Origin of the sequence: Geodermatophilus bullaregiensis (assembly GCF_016907675.1) — a bacterium.
In the GTDB taxonomy this organism is placed as follows: Bacteria; Actinomycetota; Actinomycetes; order Mycobacteriales; family Geodermatophilaceae; genus Geodermatophilus; species Geodermatophilus bullaregiensis.
In genome coordinates, this window is the sequence record NZ_JAFBCJ010000001.1 from 470,262 (window position 1) to 488,498 (window position 18,237).

18 protein-coding genes are annotated in these 18,237 nt (G+C 75.9%); 9 read left to right on the forward strand and 9 right to left on the reverse strand.

The genetic code is table 11. The features are described 5' to 3' along the window. Nucleotides 1-116: 116 nt before the first annotated feature. The gene (locus JOD57_RS02100) at nt 117-1,502 is read right to left on the reverse strand and encodes a nitrate/nitrite transporter (protein WP_239568058.1); all 1,386 of its coding nucleotides are present in this window, start codon (nt 1,500-1,502) and stop codon (nt 117-119) included. A 148-nt stretch (nt 1,503-1,650) separates the two neighbouring features. Here JOD57_RS02100 and JOD57_RS02105 point away from each other — a divergent pair, with 148 nt between their 5' ends. Then, nucleotides 1,651-2,442: a hypothetical protein gene (locus JOD57_RS02105; RefSeq protein WP_307824382.1), complete on the forward strand. Its 792-nt coding sequence runs from the start codon at nt 1,651-1,653 to the stop codon at nt 2,440-2,442. 108 nt (nt 2,443-2,550) lie between these two features. On the opposite strand, the gene JOD57_RS25030 is transcribed toward JOD57_RS02105, so the two are convergent. From JOD57_RS25030 to JOD57_RS02120, 3 genes are read right to left on the reverse strand one after another with little or no spacing between them, the layout of a single operon-like run. Beyond that, nucleotides 2,551-2,958 (reverse strand): Rieske (2Fe-2S) protein, encoded by a 408-nt coding sequence (locus tag JOD57_RS25030; protein ID WP_204690392.1) that lies wholly within the window; start codon nt 2,956-2,958, stop codon nt 2,551-2,553. Beyond that, nucleotides 2,955-5,483: a nitrite reductase large subunit NirB gene (gene nirB, locus JOD57_RS02115; protein ID WP_204690393.1), complete on the reverse strand. Its 2,529-nt coding sequence runs from the start codon at nt 5,481-5,483 to the stop codon at nt 2,955-2,957. The genes JOD57_RS25030 and nirB overlap by 4 nt, the downstream gene beginning before the upstream one ends. Then, nucleotides 5,483-8,068 carry a molybdopterin oxidoreductase family protein gene (locus JOD57_RS02120; RefSeq protein WP_307824383.1) on the reverse strand — a complete coding sequence of 862 codons (2,586 nt, stop codon included), beginning with the start codon at nt 8,066-8,068 and terminating at the stop codon, nt 5,483-5,485. Before JOD57_RS02120 ends, nirB begins: the two co-directional genes overlap by 1 nt. A 173-nt stretch (nt 8,069-8,241) precedes the next feature. Between JOD57_RS02120 and JOD57_RS02125 the strand changes: the two genes are divergently transcribed. From JOD57_RS02125 to JOD57_RS02140, 4 genes are all read left to right on the forward strand, one after another. After that, a complete protein-coding gene (locus tag JOD57_RS02125; RefSeq protein ID WP_307824384.1) occupies nt 8,242-9,105 on the forward strand; it encodes a TetR/AcrR family transcriptional regulator C-terminal domain-containing protein in 864 nt (287 codons plus the stop codon). Between the two features lie 126 nt (nt 9,106-9,231). Next, nucleotides 9,232-10,101 carry a DUF2382 domain-containing protein gene (locus tag JOD57_RS02130; protein ID WP_204690394.1) on the forward strand — a complete coding sequence of 290 codons (870 nt, stop codon included), beginning with the start codon at nt 9,232-9,234 and terminating at the stop codon, nt 10,099-10,101. Between the two features lie 92 nt (nt 10,102-10,193). Next, nucleotides 10,194-10,814, forward strand: a complete 621-nt coding sequence (locus JOD57_RS02135; RefSeq protein ID WP_204690395.1) for a hypothetical protein — start codon at nt 10,194-10,196, stop codon at nt 10,812-10,814. A 156-nt stretch (nt 10,815-10,970) separates the two neighbouring features. After that, nucleotides 10,971-11,615, forward strand: coding sequence for a GNAT family N-acetyltransferase (locus tag JOD57_RS02140; RefSeq protein ID WP_204690396.1), 645 nt, complete (start codon nt 10,971-10,973; stop codon nt 11,613-11,615). Here the strand turns inward: JOD57_RS02140 and arfB are convergent. Together arfB and JOD57_RS26630 are read right to left on the reverse strand one after the other, a co-directional pair. Continuing rightward, nucleotides 11,612-12,052, reverse strand: coding sequence for an alternative ribosome rescue aminoacyl-tRNA hydrolase ArfB (gene arfB, locus JOD57_RS02145; protein WP_204690397.1), 441 nt, complete (start codon nt 12,050-12,052; stop codon nt 11,612-11,614). The two genes, JOD57_RS02140 and arfB, sit on opposite strands and share 4 nt — an antisense overlap. Before the next feature lie 14 nt (nt 12,053-12,066). Beyond that, nucleotides 12,067-12,732, reverse strand: a complete 666-nt coding sequence (locus JOD57_RS26630) for a winged helix-turn-helix transcriptional regulator (RefSeq protein ID WP_204690398.1) — start codon at nt 12,730-12,732, stop codon at nt 12,067-12,069. 83 nt (nt 12,733-12,815) lie between these two features. On the opposite strand from JOD57_RS26630, the gene JOD57_RS02155 reads away from it, so the two are divergent. Continuing rightward, nucleotides 12,816-13,397, forward strand: a complete 582-nt coding sequence (locus JOD57_RS02155; RefSeq protein ID WP_204690399.1) for a dihydrofolate reductase family protein — start codon at nt 12,816-12,818, stop codon at nt 13,395-13,397. A 7-nt stretch (nt 13,398-13,404) separates the two neighbouring features. On the opposite strand, the gene yidD is transcribed toward JOD57_RS02155, so the two are convergent. Beyond that, nucleotides 13,405-13,914, reverse strand: coding sequence for a membrane protein insertion efficiency factor YidD (gene yidD, locus JOD57_RS26635; RefSeq protein WP_204690400.1), 510 nt, complete (start codon nt 13,912-13,914; stop codon nt 13,405-13,407). 49 nt (nt 13,915-13,963) lie between these two features. Here yidD and mmuM point away from each other — a divergent pair, with 49 nt between their 5' ends. The 3 genes from mmuM (at nt 13,964) to JOD57_RS02175 (ending at nt 16,946) form a co-directional block, all read left to right on the forward strand. Then, nucleotides 13,964-14,938, forward strand: a complete 975-nt coding sequence (gene mmuM / locus JOD57_RS02165) for a homocysteine S-methyltransferase (RefSeq protein ID WP_204694523.1) — start codon at nt 13,964-13,966, stop codon at nt 14,936-14,938. Nucleotides 14,939-15,079: 141 nt separating this feature from the next. Beyond that, the gene (locus tag JOD57_RS02170) at nt 15,080-16,411 is read left to right on the forward strand and encodes an LbetaH domain-containing protein (protein ID WP_204690401.1); all 1,332 of its coding nucleotides are present in this window, start codon (nt 15,080-15,082) and stop codon (nt 16,409-16,411) included. Nucleotide 16,412: 1 nt separating this feature from the next. Beyond that, complete coding sequence (locus JOD57_RS02175) at nt 16,413-16,946, forward strand: hypothetical protein (RefSeq protein WP_204690402.1); 534 nt, start codon at nt 16,413-16,415, stop codon at nt 16,944-16,946. 111 nt (nt 16,947-17,057) lie between these two features. Here JOD57_RS02175 and JOD57_RS02180 read toward each other — a convergent pair whose 3' ends face one another. Together JOD57_RS02180 and JOD57_RS26030 are read right to left on the reverse strand one after the other, a co-directional pair. Then, on the reverse strand, nt 17,058-17,915 hold the full coding sequence (locus tag JOD57_RS02180) for an SDR family oxidoreductase (protein WP_307824386.1): 858 nt from the start codon (nt 17,913-17,915) through the stop codon (nt 17,058-17,060). Nucleotides 17,916-18,039: 124 nt separating this feature from the next. Further along, nucleotides 18,040-18,168 carry a hypothetical protein gene (locus JOD57_RS26030; protein ID WP_275582051.1) on the reverse strand — a complete coding sequence of 43 codons (129 nt, stop codon included), beginning with the start codon at nt 18,166-18,168 and terminating at the stop codon, nt 18,040-18,042. Nucleotides 18,169-18,237: the final 69 nt, after the last annotated feature.

Below are 18,237 nucleotides of genomic sequence, written 5' to 3' on the forward strand. Positions count from 1 at the left end.
CCACCGGGCTCCCACCGCGGCCACCTGCCGTCCCTGACCGCCGCTGAGCCCGACCGCGGCTCCCCCTCGGGAGACCCTGCGGGCCCCCGCTCGGGGGCCCGCAGGGTCTCCTCCCGCTACACGCCGGCGGTGCGGGAGGTCGGCCGCAGGTAGACCACCCAGGTGACGACGACGCAGACGGCGTAGAAGGCGATGAACGCGAGGTAGGCGCCGTCCCCGCTGCCGGTGGTGAGGAACGACTGGCGGAAGGCCAGGTTGACCAGCACCCCGCCGAAGGCGCCCACCGCGCCGGCGATGCCGATGAGCGCTCCCGACATGCGCAGCGCCCGGCGGTCGGCGTCCGCGCCGTCGGCGCCCGCGGCGACGGCCTGCTGGGCCTGGGTGCGGAAGATCGCCGGGATCATCTTGTAGGTCGAGCCGTTGCCGAGGCCGCTGAGCACGAACAGCAGCACGAACCCGACGACGAACAGCGGCAGCGACCCCACGCGGCTGGCGGTGAGGACGACACCGGCGCCGGCGGCCATGGCGACGAAGTTCCAGAAGGTGATGCGGGCGCCACCGAACCGGTCGGCCAGCGAGCCGCCGAGCGGGCGGATGAGGCTGCCCAGCAGCGGCCCGAGCCAGGTCAGCGACGCCGCGGCCAGCGGGGTGGCGAAGTCGCTCGCGAACTGGTTCTGCAGCACCTGGCCGAAGGCGAACCCGAAGCCGATGAACGAGCCGAAGGTGCCGATGTAGAGGAACGACATGATCCAGGTGTGCGGCTCGCGGGTGGCCTCGCGCATGGCCCGCGGCTGGTTGCGGGCCGTGCTCAGGTTGTCCATGAGCAGCGCCGCGCCGACGGCGGCGACGACGACGAGCGGCAGGTAGACCACCAGCACGGTGCGCGGGTGCTCGGCACCGGCGGTGGCGAGCACGAGCAGGCCGACGAGCTGGATGACCGGGACGCCGAGGTTGCCCCCGCCGGCGTTGAGGCCCAGCGCCCAGCCCTTGAGCCGGTCGGGGTAGAAGGCGTTGATGTTGGCCATCGAGCTGGCGAAGTTGCCACCGCCCACCCCGGCCAGGCAGGAGACCACCAGCAGGGTCGTGTAGGAGACGCCGGGCTCGAGGACGACGGCGGTCGCGATCGTGGGCACCAGCAGCAGCGCGGCACTGACGATCGTCCAGTTGCGGCCGCCGAACTTCGCGACGGCGAAGGTGTAGGGCAGCCGGACGAACGCGCCCAGCGCGGTGGGCAGCGTGGTGAGCAGGAACTTGCCGGCCGGGTCGATGCCGTACACCGACTCGGGCAGGAAGAGGACGACGACCGACCACAGGCTCCAGATCGAGAAGCCGACGTGCTCGGAGAACACCGAGAAGAACAGGTTGCGGCGGGCGACGCGCCTGCCGGTGGACTCCCAGAAGGCGGGGTCCTCGGGGCGCCAGTCGTCGATCCAGCGCCCGCCGCGAGGTGGGGCGGGCGCCGCGGCGACGGCAGGTGGGGACGTGCGGGTGGGGGCGGCCATGGTCCGGGAGCGTCGCCGCCGGCCGTTTCCCCGCCGTCGCCGTCGGGCTGTCCTTCTGTTCCGTTGTGCTCACCGCCCGTGCCCCGCTGTGGTGAGGACGCCGGGCGCGCCCCGACGCCGGACGCCGCGACCGGCGATGATCGCTGTCGTGCAGGAGAACGCGGAGGCAGCGCCCGGGCGCGCGCTGGTGGAGTCCGGCGAGCTGGTGGCCGGGTCGATGGCGCGCACGGCGGCGGGGTTGCTGTTCGACGCGGGGTCGTCGCGGGTGCAGCTCGACGCCGGGCTGGCGGCATGGCTGCGGCGGACGGCGACGGCGGCCGACGTCGACCCGCCCGCGCCCGTCCCCGGCCGCGCGCGCTGCCGGGCCGGTGCCGCGCTGGCCTTCGCCGTCGAGCTGTCGGTGACCCGCGCCGCGCAGGGCCGGGCGGTGCGCACCGACGGCCTCCTCGCCCCGGGTCCCGGCGACCGCGCGCGGGCCGACGAGCTGGCCGAGGGCGTCGTCCTGACCGCCCGGGTCACGCCCGAGGAGTGGCGGGTCCGGCACCTGGGCTACCTGCTCGCCGAGGCCGCCGTCTCCCCCGACCTCGACGCCGCCGTGGTCGGCCGCGGGCTGCGGCTGGCCACCGACCTCACCGCCCGCCAGTGGGTGCTGCTGGCCGCGGTCGCCCGGCGCGACCGGGTGCCCCTGCCGATGACGCCGGTGCCGCAGGACCCGCGCGGCTGGACGGCGTGGGGTGCGCTGGAGGACCTCTCCGACCTGCAGCGGCGCGGCCTGCTCGACCCGCCGCCGGCGCAGCCCCGCCCGGGCGGCGCGGCGCTGCCCCGGCTGCGCCCGGCCGACCTGCGGCTGACCCGCCGCGGGGTGCTGGTGCACCGGCTGCTGGCGCTGGACTTCGTCCGCGACGAGGCGGTCGCCGCCGCCCTGGCCGGCCTGGCCTGACCGCCCGCGGATCGGGACCGGCGGTCAGACCCGGCTCGCGGGGTGTGCACGGGTCGCGACCGGCCGGGCCCGCCCGCCGCGACACGTGCACACGACGCGGCGACGCGCCTACACGTCGACGACGAGCACCCCGTCCACCTCGCGGACCGGGTAGCGCCGCAGCGGCCCGGCGCCGCCGGGCGAGGAGCCGTCGCTCCACCGGTAGGCGTAGAGGTGCAGCGGGCAGACGAGCACGTCGGCGTCGGTCTGCCCGTCGGCCAGCGGCCCGCCGGCGTGCGGGCAGGCGGCCTGCGTGGCGTGCAGCGCGCCGTCACGCAGCCGGAAGACGGCGACCTGCACGTCCCCGGCGACGAAGGCCCGCCCCTCCCCCGGCGGCACGTCGGCGGCCCGGCCGACGGCGTACGCCCGCCCGGCCGGCGGCGCGGCGGTGCCGGGGACGGCGACCCCGGTGGCCGGCGTCCCGGTCTCCGTGCCGGGCGTGGTCGGCGCCTCGGGAGCCTGCGTCGAGACGCTCACCGGACCGGCACCTGCGGCAGCGGGACCAGCGGCAGCGACGAGCGGAACTGCCCCGGCGTCGCCGGCTCCCCGGCGTCCTGCCCCCACGGGTCGCGGTAGGCGTCGATCGAGGCCTGCATGCCCGCGTCGAGGTCGGCCACGACGCCCTCGCTGTCCTCGAGCAGCACCCGCCGGATGTGCTCGAGCCCGACGCGCGGCACGAAGTCGTAGGTGCGCTCGAGCCAGTTGGCGTTCTCGCGGTAGTACTGCAGGAACCGGCCGGTCAGCTCGAGCACCGCCTCCGGCGAGTCGACGGTGGCCAGCAGGTCGCCCTTGCGCACCGAGGCCCCGGCGGCGCCGCCGACGTAGACCTCCCACCTGCCGTTGCCGATCGCCACGACACCGACGTCCTTGACGTAGGCCTCGGCGCAGTTGCGCGGGCACCCGACGACGGCGAGCTTCATCTTCGCCGGGCTCTCGATGCCCTGGAACCGCGTCTCGAGGTCGATGCCGAGCTGGGTGGAGTCGCCCAGGCCGAAGCGGCAGAAGTCGCTGCCCACGCAGGTCTTCACGGTGCGGAAGCTCTTGCCGTACGCGTAGCCCGAGGGCATCCCCAGGTCGTCCCAGACGGCGGGCAGGTCCTCCTTGCGGACGCCGAGCAGGTCCAGCCGCTGCCCCCCGGTGATCTTGACCATGGGGACCTCGTACTTCTCGGCCACCTCGGCGATCTTCTTCAGCTGCGCCGGCGTGGTCACCCCGCCCTTGATCTGCGGGACGACGGAGAAGGTGCCGTCGCGCTGGATGTTGGCGTGCACCCGGTCGTTGATGAACTCGCCGTCCTTCTCCGGGACGAAGTCCACGCCCCAGACCATCTTCAGCAGCGAGGTCAGCCCCATCTTCGACCTCGCCTCCTCCGCGCCGCCGGGTGCGAGCGCGGCGAAGACCGCCGAGACGCTGCGCAGGTCCTGCTCGCGGATGGCGGCCACGAGCGCCGGCTTGGCCAGCGGGATGCCCGGCACGTAGTACGAGGCCGCGGGGTCCTCGGCGACGTCGCCGTCGGCGGCCCACTCGACGACCTGCTTCACGAGCGGCTTGCACGAGCCGCAGCCCTTGCCGGCGCGGGTGCGGTCCATGACCGCCCCGACGCTGCCGCAGCCGTCGGCCACCGCGCCGCAGATCGCGCCCTTGGTGACGCCGTTGCAGTTGCAGACCTGGCTGTCGGCCGGCATGTCCGCGACGCCGACCTCCTCCTTGCCGTCGGTGAGATCGACCAGCAGCCGGATCCGCTCCTCGGGCAGCGGGCTGCCGCGGTCGAAGGCCTGGGTCAGGAAGGCGACCTTGCGGGTGTCGCCGAGCAGCGTGGCGCCGACCAGCCGGTCGTCGCGGATGACCACCGACATGTGCACGCCGCGCCTGGGCTCGGAGATGACGAGGAACTCGTCGTCGTCGCGCTCGGGGGTGTTCACGCCCATGGTGGCGACGTCGACCCCGGCGACCTTGAGCTTGGTCGCCGTCCGGCTGCCGAGGTACTCCGCCGTCGGGTCGGTGCCGGTGAGGACGTCGGCGAGCACGGTCGCGTGCTCCCACGCCGGGGCCACCAGCCCGTAGACCGAGCCGCGGTGCTGGGCGCACTCGCCGATGGCGTAGACGTCGGGGTCGTCGGTGCGCAGCTGGTCGTCGACGACGACGCCGCGCTCGACCTCCAGGCCCGAGCGGACGGCGACGTCGGTGTGCGGCCGGACGCCGGCGGCGACGACGAGCAGGTCGCAGTCGAGCCGCCGCCCGTCCTGGAGCAGCACCCCCTCGACGTGCTCGCTGCCGAGGACCTCGCTGGCCAGCGAGTCGAGGTGCACGCCGATGCCGAGCGACTCGACGCTCCTCTTGAGGATGGCGCCGGCCTCGGCGTCGAGCTGGGCGTTCATCAGGTGCGGCATCGCGTGCACGAGCTCCACCTGCATCCCGTGGCCCTGCAGCGCGCGGGCCGCCTCCAGCCCGAGCAACCCGCCGCCCATGACGACGGCCTTCCGGCACCGGGACGTCGCGGCGAGCATCTCGCGGGTCTCGTCGATGGTGCGGAAGCCGTACACGCCGGGCAGCAGGTCGCCGTCCTCGCGCCGGACGCCGGTCATCGGCGGGATGAACGAGTAGCTGCCCGTGGCCAGGACCAGGTGGTCGTAGGGCGTGGCCGTGCCGTCGGCGGCGTGGACGAGCTTGGCCGCGGTGTCGAGGCGCTCGACGCGGACGCCGGCGCGCAGGATCACGCCGTTGTCGGCGTACCAGTCGTGGCTGTTGAGGACGATCTCGTCCTCGTGCGCCTCCCCGGCCAGCACCGGGCTGAGCATGATCCGGTTGTAGTTGCCGTGCGGCTCGTCGCCGAAGACGGTGATCCGGAACTGCTCGCCGCCACCGCGCTCGAGGACCTCCTCGACGAAGCGGGCGCCGGCCATGCCGTTGCCCACGACGACCAGGCGCGCGCGGGGGTCGAGGTCGTCGTCCAGGGAGATCGAGGTCAGGCCCTCGGGCCGACCGCCCAGCACCGCCGTCATCACACCTCCACCAGACCGAGGTCGACCACGAGCTCACCGGTCACGCCCTCGGGCGCCGCCGCGTGCAGCTCCACGACGGTGCCGCCGGTGAGGTCCTCGACCACCCGCAGCGGCACGTGCACGTCGCCCCTGGCGCCGATGGGGAACCAGCGCATCGGCTCGCCGTCGCGGACCAGCAGGACGTAGACCAGCTCGCCGGTGGAGTTGCCGCCGCGGAAGTACAGGGCCTGGGCGGACTGCCCGTTCGGGACCGTGTAGCGCAGCGCGGCGTCGATCGGCCCTGGCTTGGCCAGGCCCTCGCCGGTGATCGGGAAGACGCCTTGCAGGAAGCGTGGGGTGCTCTTCACGCGGGTGCTCCTCGTGCGGGTGGGGTGGCGCGGGGCGGGGGTGGCGGGCCGTTCGTGGCCGCGGGGCTGCGGCTGGGTCGCGGGGACGGGAGGCGCGATGAGCTCGTCGGGACCGCCGGCGCGGGCGACGGCGACCGCGCAGACCTTGAAGGCAGGCATCTTGGAGGTGGGGTCGAGGGCGTCGGCGTCGGTCAGCGCGTTGGCGCTGGAGCCGCCGCCCCAGTGGAACGGCGCGAAGACGACGTCCGGGCGGACGGCGTCGGTGACCCAGGCGTGGAAGCGGGCGCGGCCCCGGCGGGTGCTCAGCTCGACGACGTCGTCGGGGCCGATGCCGAGCCGCCGGGCGAGGTCGGGGTGCAGCTCCGCGCGCGGGGTCGGCGCGACCATCTGCAGGCTGCGGGTGCGCCGGGTCTGGGTGCCCGACTGGTACTGGGCGAGCACCCGGCCGGTGGTGAGCACGTAGGGGTAGTCGGCGTCGGGGCGCTCGTGGACGTCGACGTGCTCGACGCGGAGGAACCGCGCCCGACCGTCGGGGGTGGCGAACCGCTCGGTGAACAGCCGGGGCGTGCCGGGGTGGTCCTCCCGCGGGCAGGGCCAGAAGACGCCCTCCTCGGCGTCGATGCGGCGGTAGCTGATGCCGGAGTAGTCCGCGGCTCCCCCCGCACTGGCCCGGCGCAGCTCGTCGAACACCGTCTCGGGGTCGCTGCTGAAGTGCTCCCCGGCGCCCAGCCGCTCGGCCAGCACCGCCAGGAGCCGGAGGTCGTCGGGCACGCCGCTGGGCGGGTCGAGCGACTTCCGCCGGCGGATCACCCGGCCCTCGAGGTTGGTCATCGTCCCGTCCTCCTCGGCCCACATGGCGCTGGGCAGGACGACGTCGGCGAGCTCGGCGGTCTCGGACAGGAAGAAGTCGCTGACGGCCAGGAAGTCCAGGTCGCCGAGCCGGCTGACGACCCGCCGTGCGTCGGGGGCGCTCACCGCCACGTTGGAGGCCAGCACGAGCAGGGTGCGGACGCCGCCGTCGGTGCCCAGCGCGTCGAGCAGCTCGAAGGCCGACCGCCCGGGCACCGGCAGGTCGTCGGGGTCGATCCCCCACACCGCCGCCACGTGGGCGCGGGCGGCAGGGTCGGCCAGGCTGCGGTAGCCGGGCAGCTGGTCGGCCTTCTGCCCGTGCTCGCGGCCGCCCTGCCCGTTGCCCTGCCCGGTGACGGTGCCCCAGCCGCTCCCCGGCCGGCCGGGGAGACCCAGGGCGAGCGCGAGGTTGATCCACGCCTGGGCGGTGTCGGTGCCGCTCCGGTGCTGCTCGGCGCCGCGGGCGGTCAGGACGATCGCCCGCGGCGCCCGGGCCAGGGCGAACACGGTGCGCCGCTGGTCGGCCACCGGCACCCCGGTGATCCGTTCGACCCGGTCGGGCCAGTACGCGGCGACGCCGGACCGGACGTCGTCGAAGCCGGTGGTGCGGGCGGCGACGTACTCCTCGTCGACCAGGTCCTCGGCCAGGGCGATGTGCAGCAGACCGTTGGCCAGCGCGAGGTCGGTGCCCGGCAGCGGCTGCAGGTGCAGCGCGGCGTTGCGGGCGGTCGCGGTGCGCCGGGGGTCGACGACGACGTGCTGCGCGCCCCGCTCGCGGCCGGCGTCGAAGTACTGCATCGCCGGCGGCATCGTGTCGGCCGGGTTGCTGCCCACCAGGACGACGACGTCGGCCTCGGCGATGTCGGCGAGCGGGAACGGCATCCCGCGGTCCAGGCCGAACGCGCGGTTGGCGGCGCCCGCGGCCGAGGACATGCAGAAGCGGCCGTTGTAGTCGATGGCGCTGGTCCGCAGCGCCACCCGGGCGAACTTGCCGAACTGGTAGGCCTGCTCGTTGGTCAGCGAGCCCCCGCCGAAGCAGCCGACGGCGTCGCGGCCGTACCGGGCCTGCGTGCGCTCGACGGCGTCGACCAGCCGGCCCAGGGCCTCGTCCCACGTGGCCTCGACCAGCGGGCTGGTCCGGTCCCCCGGGGTGCTGCGGACCAGCGGGCGGAGCAGCCGCTCGGGGTGGTCGAGCAGCTCGGTGGACGACCAGCCCTTCGAGCAGAGCCCACCCCGGTTGGTCGGGAAGTCGAGCGGGACCAGGGTGGCCGGCCGGTCGCCGGCGGTCACCGCCATCCCGCACTGCAGCGAGCAGTACGGGCAGTGGGTCTCGGTGGTCCGCGTGCGGGGACCGGCCGGGGCGGCACCGGGGACGACGGCTGCGGGCACGTCCTCGAGGTTCGGGGGGCCCGGTTTCCCCGCAGCGGCGCCGGCGTCAAGCCTGGGTTCCGGAGACCTCACCGCCGGCGGTGCCGGACGGTGCGGCGGACGCCACGCGGCGTGGCGCGGGCGACGCGCCGGAGCCCGCCCTGTCCGTCGTCCCGGCGGGGAACGATGGGCCCGTGCAGGGAGAACTGTGCGACGACGTGCCCTCCGACGACGTGCCCTCCGACGACCCCGCCGGCGACCCCGCCGGCGACGCCCCCGCCGGCGACGCCCCCGCCGGCGACGCCCCCGACCGGGCCGGTCCGGCGGCGCGGGGTGCGACCGCGGTGCTGCCGGCCGGCCCCGCGCCGAACGGGCGGACGCCGCTGGACCGCCGCCGGGTCCTCGGCGCGGCGGTCGAGTACATCGACCGGCACGGCCTCGCGGCGCTGACCATGCGCCGGCTGGGCGCGGCGCTGGGCGTGGAGGCCATGGCGCTCTACCGGTACGTGCCCGGCCGCGAGCAGCTGCTCGACGGCGTCGTCGAGACCGTCATCGACGAGCTCTACGGCGACCCGGACGTGCACATGGAGGCCGCGCACGGCTGGCAGGACTTCCTGCAGCGGCTGGCGCACGGCGTGCGGCGGATCGCGCTGGCCCACCCGGAGGTCTTCCCGCTCGTGGCCACCCGCCCGCCGGCCGCGCCGTGGGTCCGCCCGCCGCTGCGCAGCCTGCGCTGGGTGGAGTCCTTCCTCACCGCGATGACCGACAGCGGCTTCTCCGACGAGGCGGCGGTCGGCGCCTACCGCGCCTACTCGAGCTTCCTCCTGGGACACCTGCTGTTGGAGGTGAGCCAGAAGGGGGTGGCCATCAACGCGGAGGACGTGCCGGGGGACGGCGACGCGTCCCCTCGCACCGACCTGCGGTCCTACCCCTCGGTGGTGCGCCTGGAGTCGCTGCTGTCGCGTGACGAGACGGCCGCCGAGTTCGAGGAGGCCCTCGAGAACCTGCTCGGCCGGCTGGAGACCGTCCGGCAGGAGGGGCGGGCCCCGGGCGACTGAGGACGTCGACCGGATCGGGTTTACGGCGTAAAGGAACGGGCACCCAGCAAGTGGCCCGCTGAGCCCCGGCACGACCGCCGCGAGGGAGCCGGGCCACCCCCGAACGCCACCAGCTGAGGAGCACCCGTGATCACCGAACAGCAGATCAGCAGCGTCATCGGCAGCACCGCCGTCGGCCCCGACGGCAAGCACGGCAGCGTCGGCGAGGTCTTCCTCGACGACGAGACCGGCCGCCCCGAGTGGGCCACCGTCCGCACCGGCCTGTTCGGCACCAAGGAGGCCTTCGTGCCCCTGGCCGAGGCCACCGTCGAGGGCGACGAGCTGCGCCTCCCCTACGACAAGGCCAAGGTCAAGGGCGCGCCGCACGTCGACGTCTCCGCCGGCCACCTCTCCCCCGAGGAGGAGTCGGAGCTCTACGCCTACTACGGCCTCGGCACGGGCGGCACGACGACCGGTCAGGGCGTCGCCGGCACCACCACCGGCACCACCGGCCGCGACAGCGACCGTGACGGCATCCCGGACTCGCTCGAGGGCCGCACCGGCACCTCGGGTCGCCAGGACCTGAGCGGACAGGCCGGCACCGTGGGCCGCGACACCTCGGGCCCGACGACCGACAACGCGATGACCCGCTCCGAGGAGCACCTCGAGGTCGGCACCCAGCGCGTCGAGGCCGGGAAGGCGCGGCTGCGCAAGTACGTCGTGACCGAGACCGAGAGCGCCACCGTGCCGGTCTCGCGCGAGGAGGTCCGGGTCGAGCGCGAGCCGATCACCGACGCGAACGTCGGCAACGCCCTCGACGGCCCGGCCATCTCCGAGGAGGAGCACGAGGTCACGCTGCACGCCGAGCGTCCCGTCGTCTCCACGGAGGCCACCCCGGTCGAGCGCGTCCGCCTCGACACCCAGACCGTCACCGAGCAGGAGACGGTCAGCGGCGAGGTCCGCAAGGAGCAGATCGAGGTCGACGGCGACGTCGACCCGACGACCCGCCGCCGCTGAGGACGTCGCGGACCGGCCGGCTCCCGGCCGGTCCGCGCCCTCGCGACACGACGCTCCGGCGGGGCCCGGCCCCACCGCTCCAGGAAGGCACCATGAGCAGCTCCCTCGGCGGCGATGCCGCGCGCACGACCACCGACGGCGCCTCCGCCACGCGCGGCGCCGCCCGTGACGCCGTCGACGCCCAGCACGCCCGCTTCGGCGGGATCAAGTGGGGCGCGGCGTTCTTCGGCTGGCTGTCGGCCAACGGCCTAGCGGTCGTCCTGCTCGCCCTGCTGTCGGCCGCCGGCGTCGCCTTCGGGCTGACCCAGGTCTCCAGCGTCGACCAGGCCGCCGACGAGGCGACCGCCGCGGCCGACACCATCGGGCTCACCGGCGGCATCGCCCTGCTGGTGGTCCTGTTCCTCGCCTACCTCGCCGGCGGCTACGTCGCCGGCCGCATGGCCCGCTTCGACGGCGTCAAGCAGGGTCTGGCGGTCTGGGTCATCGGCCTGCTCGTCGCCGTGCTCCTCGGGATCGCCGGCGCCGTGCTGGGCTCCCAGTACAACGTGCTCTCGCAGCTGAACCTGCCGAGCCTGCCGATCAGCGGCGACACCCTGACCACCGCCGGCATCGTCGCGCTGGCCGCCGTCCTGGTCGCGACCCTGGTCGGCGCCGTCCTCGGCGGCAAGCTCGGCACCCGGTACCACCGCAAGGTCGACCGCGCCGGCTTCTGAGAGGTCCTCCCTGCCCCCGCCACTCGCACGCTCGCGGCGGGACCCAGCAGGGAGGCCACCACAGCTCCCCTCGACGGGGCCGGTCCTCCTGGAGGGCCGGCCCCGTCGTCGTGTGCGGGGACGGCGCGCCCGCGGCACGCGTGATCTGATCGGGTCATGAGCGAGCCCGGGCCGACGGTCCACGTCGGCGTCCCGCTGGTGCGGCCGGCCGAGCCGCGCGACGTCCCGCGCATCGCCGCCACCCTCACCGTCGCGTTCGCCGAGTCGCGCTGGGTGCGCTGGGCGCTGCCGCTCGACGGGCGCACCCAGCGGCTGACCCGCCTGGCCGAGCTGGAGGGCCACCGCGGCGTCACGACCGGCACCACCTGGGTCAGCGAGGACGTCGACGCGGTCGCCTCCTGGGCGGCGCCCGAGGGGGCGGCGGCGCCCGTGCCCGCCGACGTCCGCGCGGCGCTGGACCGCGAGACGCCCCGGCTGCACGCCGAGCGCGCCGACGCGGTCGCCCGCACCGAGGCGGAGCTGGCGGCGGCGCTGCCCGACGGGCCGCACTGGCGGCTGCGGGCACTGGCCACCCGGCCCCGCTCCCGCCGCCGCGGGCTGGGCGGCGCGGTGCTGGCGCCGGTGCTGCGCCGCTGCGACACCGACGGCGTGCCCGCGGCCCTGGTGGCGCCGGCCTGGGCGGTCGTGCGCTTCGCCCGCGGACTGGGCTTCGAGGTGGTGCAGGCGACCCGCTCGGCCGACGGCCAGCTGCCGCTGTGGGTGGTCGTCCGGCCGCCCGGCGTGCCGATGCCGGAGCTCTAGTCCCAGCTCCCGCGGCGGCGCTTGAGCTCGCCGCGGCGCTTCTTGGCCGCGATCCGCCGCTCCTGCGAACCGCGCGTCGGCTTCGTGCGGCGCCGGGCCGGCACCGGCGGGGCCAGCGCGGCGCGCAGCACCGCGGCCAGCCGCTCGCGGGCGGCCTGCCGGTTGCGCAGCTGCTGGCGGTGCTCGCTGGCCGCCACGGTCAGGACGCCGTCGACCAGCCGGGACCCCAGCCGCTCGGCCAGCCGGGCCCGCTGGGCGTCGGTCAGCCCGGGCAGGTCCAGCGGCGTGACGGAGAGCTCGACCCGCGAGTCCGCGGTGTTGACGCCCTGCCCGCCGGGCCCCGACGAGCGGGAGAACCGCCACGCCAGCGCCGCGGCGGGCACGACGAGGGAGCCGGAGACCGGGAGGTCACCGGCGGCGTCGTCGGCGGCGGGCACGGCCCCAGTGTCGCTCAGGCCGGGACCGGCGGGACGACGGCGGCCAGCAGCCGGCGCACCGCCGCGTCGTCACCCTCAATCCGCACCGCGCCGTCGTCGAGCGCCGCGTCCAGCGACCGGCGGCCGAAGGCGACCGCGCGCAGCACCGCCGGCGGCCCGGCGAGGACGGCGTCCGGGGCGCCCGCCGTCCCCCGGACGGCGCTCAGCCGCCCGCCGTCGACGGTGAGCGCGACCCGGTCGGGGCCGGCCGGGTCCTCCACGCGCAGCTCCACCCGCGCCGACCAGCCGGCCAGCCGCGCCGGGTCGGCGGTGGTGCGCAGCGCGAGCACGAAGGCGTCGGTGCCGAGGTCCCCGGCCGAGGTCTGCACCGTCCGCGAGCCCCAGCGGCCCAGGGCGACGAGCACGTCCTCGAGGTCGTGCCCGCGTGGCGTGAGCTCGTAGACCCGGCCGCCGCCCGGCGGCCCGGCGGCCGACCGGCGCACGATGCCGGCCGTCTCGAGGTCGCGCAGCCGCTGGCTGAGCACGGTCGGGCTGCTGCCGGGCAGGCCGCGGGCGAGGTCGGTGTAGCGCTTGGGGCCGAGCAGCAGCTCGCGCACGACGAGCAGCGCCCAGCGCTCACCCACCACGTCGAGGGCGCGGGCCACCCCGCAGGGGTCGTCGTAGCTGCGCCGGTCGGACACGCGGCCGAGCCTACCCCTTGCGCTACGCCATCCGTAGTGACTACTACTGATTGCGTAGTTGCCAGCCGAGCCGAGGAGTTCCCGTGGCCACCATCACCGCAGTCGAGAACGTCAGCCTGGACGGCGTCGCGCAGGGCCCGGCCGGTCCAGACGAGGACACCCGCGGCGGCTTCGACCGCGGCGGCTGGTTCGCCCCCTACCCCGACGCCGTCCTCGGCGAGGTCATGGGCCGGGGCCTGCAGGCCGACGGCGGCATGCTGTTCGGCCGCCGCACCTACGAGAGCCTGCGCGCCGCCTGGGCCGGGACCACCGAGAACCCCTTCGGCCCGGTGCTCGACGCCAAGCCGAAGTACGTCGTCTCCCGCGACCCCGGCTACGCCGCCGGCTGGGCGAACTCCACGCTGCTCGCCGGCGACGCCGCGACGACGGTGGCCGGGCTCAAGGCCACGACCGACCTCGACCTCACCGTGCTGGGCAGTCCCGACCTGCTGGCCACGCTGCTGCCGGCCGGGCTGGTCGACGAGCTGGTGCTGGCCGTCGCGCCAGTGGTCGTGGGCGCCGGCCGCACCCTCTTCCCGGCCGGCGCGCAGCTGCGGTGGGAGCTGGTCGAGTCGGTGCCCACCACCACCGGCGTCCTGGTCAACCGGTACCGCCCGGTCCGCTGAGCGGGCGTCAGGCCGCGGCGGGCACCGGGTCGGCCCCGCCGGCCGCGCCCGGCCGGCAGCGGAGCAGCCGGCGCAGGGTCAGCCGGCCGCCGCGCCGGGCGCCGTGCCGCTCGATGGCCTCGACGGCGTAGGCCGAGCAGGTCGGGGTGAACGAGCAGCACGGCGGCCGCGCCGGGCTGACCTCGCGCTGGTAGACGCGGACGGCGGCGACCATCCGCTCGGCCATCCGCGAGCCGCGCGTCCCGGTGCCGGCGGCGTGCACGTGCCGCACCGTCGTCGGCACGAGGAACAGCCCGTCCACGCTGCAGCCGATGGCGTTGGCCAGGCAGCAGCCGGTGTTGAGGAACAGCAGGTCGCGCAGGCAGCCGCCGTCGCGGTCGTCGCGGTGGTGCCGCCGGTACCCGTAGCCCGGCGGCGGGCCGTACCGGCGGCCGTACCCGTACCGCCAGCCGGGCCGGGGGCCGTACCCGCGGCGGCGGCGTCGCGGCCGCCAGTTGCTGCTCCAGATGAACACCACACCGCGGATCCTGCTGGCCCGGCGGTGCGCCCGCAGAACGGCCGGGAGGATGGACGGCGTGCTGCCTCCCCTCGCCGACGCGCTCGCCGCCGGTCCCGTCGTCCTCGACGGCGGGCTGTCCACCGAGCTGGAGGCCCGCGGGCACGACGTGTCCTCGGCGCTGTGGTCGGCCCGGCTGCTGCGCGACGAGCCCGACGCCGTCGTGGCCGCGCACGCCGCCTTCGCCGCCGCGGGCGCGCAGGTGGCGACGACGGCGAGCTACCAGGCCACCGTCGAGGGCTTCGGCGCCGCCGGGGTCGACCGGGACGAGGCGCTGGCGCTGGTGGCCCGCTCGGTGGAGCTGGCGCGGCGCGGCGCCCCCGGCGGCTGGGTGGCCGGGTCGGTCGGGCCCTACGGCGCGGCGCTGGCCGACGGCTCGGAGTACACCGGCGCCTACGCCGACCCCGGCTGGACCGGACGCGCCGGCGGCGGCCTCACGGTCGCCGAGCTGCGGGCCTTCCACCGGCCGCGGATGGCCGCGCTGGCCGGGGCGGGCGCCGACGTCCTGGCCTGCGAGACGGTGCCCGCCGCCGCGGAGGCCGAGGCGCTGCTGGCCGAGGCCGAGGTGCTCGGCGTCCCGGTGTGGCTGTCGCTGACCACCGTCGTCGACGAGGCGGGGGTCGCGCGCACCCGGCGCGGCGAGCCGGCCGCGGACGTGTTCGCCATGGCCCGCGGCGCCGGTGCCGTGGTGGCCGTCGGCGTCAACTGCACGGACCCGGCGGCGGTGGGCACCGCCCTGGCGGCCGCCGCCGCGGCCGGGACGCCCCTGGTGGCCTATCCGAACAGCGGCGAGAGCTGGGACGCCGGCGCCCGGCGGTGGACGGGGACCGGCGGGGTCGACCCCGCCGCCGCCCAGGGGTGGATGACGGCCGGGGCGCGGCTGGTCGGTGGCTGCTGCCGCGTCGGGCCGGCCGGCATCGCCGCGCTCGCCCGCACGGTCGGGAACCGGGTCGGACGACGTGACCTGGGCCACCGCGGCCTCTGACAGCGCGTCACCGCCACGCGCGCTCCGGCCGGCTCCCCGGCCCCTGCTGTTCGCCCGAACGGGTGACGCCCCGGCACGCTCCCGCAGGACGTGCGTCGCAGACCCCGCGCGCGTCCCCCGCGAGGAAGGACGACCGCTCCGATGCGCAGGACGATCCTCACGACCGCCGCCGCCACCGTCATGGCACTGGGCGCGCTGACACCGTTGTCCGCCGCGGCGGACGACGGTCCTCCGGGCGACCCGGCGGGTGGCGACCCGGTGGGGGCCGAGGGCTGCTCCCCCGAGGGGGCCGACGTGCCCGTCTGCCCGGCCGACGCCCCGGCGGAGACCGCCAGCTTCCTGGACCCGTCCACCGAGGTCGTCGGTGGCCGGCACGTGACCCTGGCCGAGCAGGTCTACGTCGGCCCCTTCGCCCAGCTGGTCGCCTCGGAGGAGGCGCCGATCTCCGTGGGCGCGGAGAGCAACATCCAGGACAACGTCTCCGTCATCGCCTCCCGCGAGCTGGTCGAGGGTCCCCAGGACGGAGCCGAGACCGGCGGGGACGGGGTCGAGATCGCCGACCGCGTCATCCTCGCGCACGGCTCCTCGGTGATCGGTCCGGCCACGGTCGGCGTGGGCGGCGGCGACATCCCGGCCGACCCGGACGACGACCAGGAGGTCTTCCTCTCCTTCGGCAGCCAGGTCGACGGCGCCGTCCTCGAGCGGAACACCGGCATCTCGGCGCTCGGCCGGGTCGGCCCGGGCGTGACCCTGCGCAGCGGCACGCTCGTCCTCCCGGGCAAGAACGTCACCACCCAGGCCGAGGCGGACGACCCGGCGCTGGGCAAGGTGCGCGCGATCACCGAGGCCGACGTCGCGTTCAACGAGGCCGTGATCGAGGTCAACGTCGCCTTCGCCCGCGAGTACACCGAGCTGTACCGCGAGGACCCCGACGCCCTGCACGGCGTGAACGTCGACCCCGGCGGCACGGAGTTCAACCCGGACCGCGACCTGCCCGACTTCGCCGGGGAGGACCTGGCCGTGCCGGGGCACCGCAACCGGGTCATCGGCGAGGTCGACTTCGCCGACCCGTTCAGCCACTTCGACGCCGTCGCCGGTGACGACGTCTCGCTGCGCGCCGACGAGGGCGAGGACTTCAGCGTCGGCCACGTCGAGGGCATGGGCGACGACGTGGTCTTCCACGCACTGGAGGACACCGACCTCGTCGTCGGCGACGACGTGACCTACGGCGCGGGCGTCATCGCCCACGGCGGTGGCCGCGTCGTGGTCGCCGGCCAGCCCGAGGAGCCGACCGTCATCCACGACGGCGTGACCCTCGAGGACGAGGCCGTGGTCTTCCGCAGCACGATCGGCGAGGGGGCCACGATCGGTGAGCGCAGCGCCGTCGTCGGCACCGACCTGCCGCCGGGCACGGTCGTCCCGGACCGCGTGGTCGTCCTCAACGGCGAGGAGTTCGGCGCCGTCGAGTGGTGACGTGCGGCTGACCCCCGGGCGCCCGGCGGGCGCCGCGGCCGCGTTGCTCGTGCTGGCGGTGGCGCTCGCCGGGTGCACGTCCGCGGAGGTCCCGCCGGGGACGGCGTCCCCGACGACCTCCGCGGCCACCTCGTCGGCACCGGCCGGGCCCGCCGTGGCCGGCGAGCCGGTGCGCCTGGTGTCGGCGACGCTCGAGGACACCGTCGTCCCCGCGGACGACGGGCGGATCAGCTGGACCACCACCTGGCGGGCCTGCTTCGCCCCGGCGGAGGGCTCCCCGGCCGAGCTGGCCCGCTGGGAGGCGCGGCTGGTCACGCCGGAGGGCGCCTCACCGCAGCTCGAGGTGCTCCCGGACGGCTGCGTGGACCTCGAGGTCGCCACCGGAGTGAACCCGGCCGACCGGGGGCTGCTCAACCGCGAGATCCAGCTCTCCGACGCCGCCGGCCTGGCCTACCGCGTGCGGGCGGTCGGCGCGGACGGCACGGCCACCCCGTGGACCGGCCCCGTCCGGGTCACCTCGCAGACCCCGGCCTGACCCAGGCACGCCGTCGCGGGGATCAGGGGACCTGATCGTCGCGCGTCCTCCCCCACCGTGCACCGCCGGGGAGGACGCGCTGGGATCAGGTCCCCTGATCGTCGCGGTGCCTCAGAGGATCGGGTTGCCCCCGGTGACGGCGACCCGCGCGCCGGAGACGTAGGAGGCCTCGTCGCCGGCCAGCAGCACGTAGACCGGCGCGAGCTCGGCCGGCTGGGCCGCGCGGCCCATCGGCACCTGCTGACCGAAGCTGGCCACCTTCTCCTCGGGCATGGTCGCGGGGATCAGCGGCGTCCACACCGGGCCGGGCGCGACGCTGTTGGCCCGGATGCCCTTCTCCGCGTACATCTGCGCCAGGCTGGCCGTGAAGTTGGCGATGCCGGCCTTGGTCATCGCGTACGGCGCCAGGCTGGGACTCGGCATGTCCGAGTTCACCGACGACGAGTTGATGATCGACCCACCCGAGGGCATGTGCGGGACGGCGTCCTTGCAGAGGGTGAACATCGCCGTCAGGTTGGTGGCGACGGTGTGGTCCCACTCCTCGTCCGAGACCTCCTCCAGCGTGTCGTGCGACATCTGGAAGGCGGCGTTGTTCACCAGGACGTCGACCTTGCCGAACGCCTCGACCGCGGCGGGGATGATCGTCTTCGCGTGCGCGCGGTCGGAGATGTCCCCGGGGACGAGGACGCACGTGCGGCCGGCCTCGCGCACGTACTTCGCGGTGTCCTCGGCGTCCTCGTGCTCGGACAGGTAGGAGATCAGGACGTCGGCGCCCTCGCGGGCGAAGGCGATCGCGACGGCGCGGCCGATGCCGCTGTCGCCGCCGGTGACGACGGCGGCCTTGCCGGTCAGCCTCCCGGAGCCGCGGTAGCTCTCCTCACCGTGGTCGGGCCTGGGGTCCATCTCCCCCAGCGTCCCGGGCGGGGTCTGCTGCTGCTCGGGCTGGGACTCGGGGCGGGGTGACGACACGGGCTCTCCTCAGGTCGGGTGCGCGCGTCACCGGGGGTCGTCTCCCCCCGTGTCGCGTCGCCGTCCCGCCTACCCGGCTCCGCTCTCGCGGAACCGGCCCGGCCGCCGGCGGCGGTCGGCCGGGTCAGGCCGCCCGCGGGGCCTGCGGCGCCTCGGCCACCGTGGGCAGCGCCCAGCGCATCTCCATGTGCCGGCGACCGTCCCGGTCGACGACGGGGACCCAGCGGACCAGCGGACGTTCCTCGACGCGCATCGTGCAGCCACCTCTCGTTCACCTGCCGTTCACCTTGCCTCAGGGGAACGACAGAAGCGAGCCCCGACC

Bases quoted from the DNA above. Each gene is read 5' to 3' on its own strand.
- JOD57_RS02140 (WP_204690396.1), top strand. From the start codon at position 10,971: ATGAGCGAGCCCGGGCCGACGGTCCACGTCGGCGTCCCGCTGGTGCGG.
- mmuM (WP_204694523.1), top strand. From the start codon at position 13,964: ATGGACGGCGTGCTGCCTCCCCTCGCCGACGCGCTCGCCGCCGGTCCC.
- JOD57_RS02100 (WP_239568058.1), bottom strand. From the start codon at position 1,502: ATGGCCGCCCCCACCCGCACGTCCCCACCTGCCGTCGCCGCGGCGCCC.
- nirB (WP_204690393.1), bottom strand. From the start codon at position 5,483: ATGACGGCGGTGCTGGGCGGTCGGCCCGAGGGCCTGACCTCGATCTCC.
- JOD57_RS02170 (WP_204690401.1), top strand. From the start codon at position 15,080: ATGCGCAGGACGATCCTCACGACCGCCGCCGCCACCGTCATGGCACTG.
- JOD57_RS26030 (WP_275582051.1), bottom strand. From the start codon at position 18,168: ATGCGCGTCGAGGAACGTCCGCTGGTCCGCTGGGTCCCCGTCGTCGAC.
- JOD57_RS02135 (WP_204690395.1), top strand. From the start codon at position 10,194: ATGAGCAGCTCCCTCGGCGGCGATGCCGCGCGCACGACCACCGACGGC.